At 34.7% G+C, this 841-nt stretch carries 1 protein-coding gene and 1 pseudogene; both read right to left on the reverse strand.

The window, feature by feature from the left end; genetic code table 11:
* Positions 1 to 534, reverse strand: a 534-nt coding sequence (locus BD31_RS10845; RefSeq protein ID WP_238536114.1) for a PEFG-CTERM sorting domain-containing protein, incomplete at its 3' end; no start/stop codon positions are given.
* Between the two features lie 62 nt (positions 535 to 596).
* Positions 597 to 841: pseudogene (locus tag BD31_RS08870) on the reverse strand (glycosyl transferase); the annotation flags it as partial.

An 841-nucleotide genomic window follows, 5' to 3' on the forward strand; every position in this document is an offset into this window, starting at 1 on the left:
ATCAGTAGTTTCAGGCAAATGTTCCATCACCAGATCTAAATCTTCTTGAATATCTAACAAGTGATTACGAATCACAATAGGATCAGAAGAAGACACAATTCCATCAAAATGCCCTCTAATTCTATCAAGAGGGTAAATATCAGAATTATAACCAATGACAGCCATAGAAACTCCAAAAATGATGATTGCGATAATTCCAATCATGGCGAGTTTGTAAATGGCATTCCCCATTGGTGGTTTATTGCCAGTATCTAATTTAGCAGTACCGGATGCAATCCTAAATTTTGCAGTTATTACTATTATACCCACTATAGCAATAATTAATATCATCATCGTAATTGTACCAAATTCCGGGACAACTTTTGGAGTTACTTCAGTATCTGTTGATTCAACCCAAATGTCTTCATATGACGATCCAGAATCAGATACGGGTACTAGTGTGACTTCAGAATAATCTGCAAAGGCAGATGTTGAAATCACCATAGATGAAAGAGTAAATAAAACAAAGAGAGTAAAAGCGACTTTAATATTCATCATAGAGAATAGCCGTTGCGGTCCATAAAAACTTCCTGAAATTATAGTAAACAAAATCAATTTCAGGATAGAGGTATGTTCAACTCCAAGTCATCTATCCTTTTGAGTTGTTCTTTCTTTCGTTTTAGTGCAGTAAAGATTCCAAGTATTGCAGTAATCCAAATAGTACTAAACATCATGTTTGCAGGACTGACATACATGTATGGAGTCGCATCCATGATATTGATTTTTAACGATAATGCCCTATCATTGATATCTAGCATTCCAGTATGATATGCAGGATTTGTTTTTGGAATAGATGCAATGT

This window comes from Candidatus Nitrosopumilus salarius BD31, from assembly GCF_000242875.2.
GTDB classification, from domain to species: domain Archaea; phylum Thermoproteota; class Nitrososphaeria; order Nitrososphaerales; family Nitrosopumilaceae; genus Nitrosopumilus; species Nitrosopumilus salarius.